Source organism: Bacillus sp. JJ722 (assembly GCF_036963345.1).
Classification (GTDB): domain Bacteria; phylum Bacillota; class Bacilli; order Bacillales; family DSM-1321; genus Bacillus_AD.
Genome location: NZ_JBALMO010000387.1, coordinates 1 through 2,730 on the forward strand (window position 1 = coordinate 1; position 2,730 = coordinate 2,730).

A 2,730-nucleotide genomic window follows, 5' to 3' on the forward strand; every position below is an offset into this window, starting at 1 on the left:
GCAGTATATATATTAAAAGTGTATTCATTCTACTATTTTTCTTGGAAAGGAAATGGATTTTACTCAATGATATCACCAATAAAAAAACCGCCTCAAAATGTGAGGCGGTTTTTGATTAGAAATAATACGGGTATCCATAATCTGAATATGGATACGAATAATATGGAGATGGATATCCATAACCGTAACCGTAGCCTCCACCAAGAGCTGCACCTAGTGCTAATCCTCCTAAAAATGGAAACCCAAATCCAAATCCAAATGGTCGACCGAAGCCGAATGGTCGGCCAAAACCGAATCCTGGACGACCAAATCCAACTCTTCTAATATCATTCATATCAATTGGGAATTGAGTATTCAAAATAATCCCTCCTGTTCCTTAACTCATTAAATTATATGCTGCAAGAGTCAAGAACTATTGGGCGAATTACACAAGTACTCCAATTGTCCATATAATATACACCTAAATTTAATTATTTAACCCAATTATAAAATCGCATAAAAGGATTAATAATTCCGTTTGGTGAAGTTAAACGAAAAACATGACTTTCTTCCACACATGAAATCTTCAATTCTTCTTCCATATAGACCACTTTATCTCGATCAACAAGAATCTTACTGAAATTTGTCTCTGCTTCTATTTCATTTCCTTCTGGCTCGCTAATAAACCAAAGCGTTGTAACACCATCATCACAACCACAATCTTCTGTGTCATATATTAATTTAAAGAAGCCTTCTTTACCATTTGTCATTTCTTTTATTTTGTGAATGGCGCTTGCGTCCCATACTATTCTCATTTGTATTCACTCCCTAAAATGCAGAAAACTTACAGTTTTATTGTAGCATGCCATTCATTTGCTATACAAAAAGAACAGCTCCTAAACAGAGCTGCTCCTTCTATATATTAATTCTTCGCTACAAAAATATCCGTTAAAACAGGTACAATTTGTTTCTTACGTGAAACTACACCTTTTAATAGAGATGTGTTGTTTTCTAATGTTACATTGTATGCTTGTTCAACTGCATTAGCTTCTTTTCCAAGAGCTAGCACTGTGCTATCACTATTCAAAATATCTGTTACAGCAAGCATAAATAAGTCTAATTGTTTTTCTTCAATTACTTTAGAAATAGCTTGTTCTAAATCTGCTTGGCGGGCCATTACTTCGCTAACGTCGATTGCATTTACTTGTGCTACTTCTACTTTGAAAGAACCCATTGGGAATTCTTTTGCATCAATTGAAATCAGTTGCTCAGCTGTTTTATCTGAAAGATTTGCTCCAGCTTTTAACATTTCAAGACCATACACTTCAGCATCAACTTCAGCGATGCCAGCAAGTTCCTTAGCAGCAACAACGTCTTCCTCCGTACATGTTGGAGATTTAAACAGCAAAGTATCTGAAATAATAGCTGATAACATTAATCCTGCAATTTCTTTAGTAATGCTAATGTTCTTCTCTTTAGCAATTTTCAAAAGAATAGTAGCCGTACATCCTACTGGTTCTGCACGATAATATAATGGATCACTTGTTTCAAAGTTAGCAATTCTATGGTGGTCAATAACTTCAAGAATCGTTACTTGATCGATATCATTTACGCTTTGTTGACGTTCGTTATGATCAACTAAAATAACATGATTTGTTTCAGTTGCAGCTGTTTCAATTAATCTCGGAGCCTGTGTATTAAAAAAGTCTAAAGCAAATTGTGTTTCTGCACTTACCTCTCCTAATCTTACCGCTTCTGCTTGTACGCCTATTTGTTGTTTTATTTGTGCATATGCAATAGCTGAACAAATTGTATCAGTATCTGGGTTTTTGTGTCCGAATACGAGAACTTTTTCCATTATGAGATTCTCTCCTTAAATCTTCAGTAAATGTGTATATAGTTTTTTATACCTTTGTTATTTTACCACAATTACTACTAACTTTTAAATGAATTACACGCTTTATAGATATTGTGAATTCAACCTAGATTTTATTCGAAAAAATCTAATTTCAATAATAATTTATCCCTTTAATTCTGTCTTCAATACAAACCACTTGCCCCTGCAATTATTGAACTAACATATGTATAACCTAGACTAATTAAGTAGAATGCAATCGAAACTGTCCAAGAAAGTCCTTTTGATAACTGAGCAGTCTTCTGTAAGCCAATTGCAGTAAGAACAACACTCCAAATTGTAAATAATTCCACAGAACCAAACATTACATTATCACTGCCTAAAACACCCGCTAAACTAGTAATCGTATAATCTGATTCATTGTTTATTGTTATATTAAATAATCCATTGAAAATTAAACCAATTGCAGAGATTAACATAATTAATGTTTTCATTGACAATAGTTGTTGATAAGTTACTTTTGAACCAGCAATTTTTGCCACTAATAAATAAAGTGCAGAAGAAATTAAAATCATGATAATTGGAACAAATACACTAGCAACTGCACCAACAATTTTACTAACTGTCATCACAATTTCCATTTGATCTGCTGGAATAGCATCACCTAATAGCTCTGAATAATTCATTTGTGAAATTGAAAAATATGTACCAATCACATATATAACTGTAACAATTAGTAATGGAATCCAAATCGTTGGTCTATTACGTATTTTTTCAAATTGTTCAACGGGGCTCCAAATGATTCCAAACAAAGATGGTTTTGAAGCAACAACTTCATTTTTGGGATTATTAACATTATTTTGTTCCACATTACATCATCTCCTAAAACATTATTT

The 2,730-nt window shown here is 33.0% G+C and carries 4 protein-coding genes; all 4 read right to left on the bottom strand.

The features are described from left to right. Positions 1-115: 115 nt before the first annotated feature. The 4 genes from V7014_RS26570 to V7014_RS26585 all read right to left on the bottom strand — a co-directional run bounded on the left by V7014_RS26570 (position 116) and on the right by V7014_RS26585 (position 2,703). Positions 116-358 carry a hypothetical protein gene (locus V7014_RS26570; RefSeq protein ID WP_335512038.1) on the bottom strand — a complete coding sequence of 81 codons (243 nt, stop codon included), beginning with the start codon at positions 356-358 and terminating at the stop codon, positions 116-118. 112 nt (positions 359-470) lie between these two features. Beyond that, on the bottom strand, positions 471-794 hold the full coding sequence (locus V7014_RS26575) for an iron-sulfur cluster biosynthesis family protein (RefSeq protein ID WP_335512040.1): 324 nt from the start codon (positions 792-794) through the stop codon (positions 471-473). Between the two features lie 107 nt (positions 795-901). Beyond that, positions 902-1,837: a manganese-dependent inorganic pyrophosphatase gene (locus tag V7014_RS26580; protein ID WP_335512042.1), complete on the bottom strand. Its 936-nt coding sequence runs from the start codon at positions 1,835-1,837 to the stop codon at positions 902-904. Positions 1,838-2,019: 182 nt separating this feature from the next. Then, positions 2,020-2,703: a Yip1 family protein gene (locus V7014_RS26585; protein WP_335512044.1), complete on the bottom strand. Its 684-nt coding sequence runs from the start codon at positions 2,701-2,703 to the stop codon at positions 2,020-2,022. Positions 2,704-2,730 lie beyond the last annotated feature (27 nt).

Coding starts and splice junctions, on each gene's coding strand:
- V7014_RS26575 (WP_335512040.1), bottom strand. CDS start 794: ATGAGAATAGTATGGGACGCAAGCGCCATTCACAAAATAAAAGAAATG.
- V7014_RS26580 (WP_335512042.1), bottom strand. CDS start 1,837: ATGGAAAAAGTTCTCGTATTCGGACACAAAAACCCAGATACTGATACA.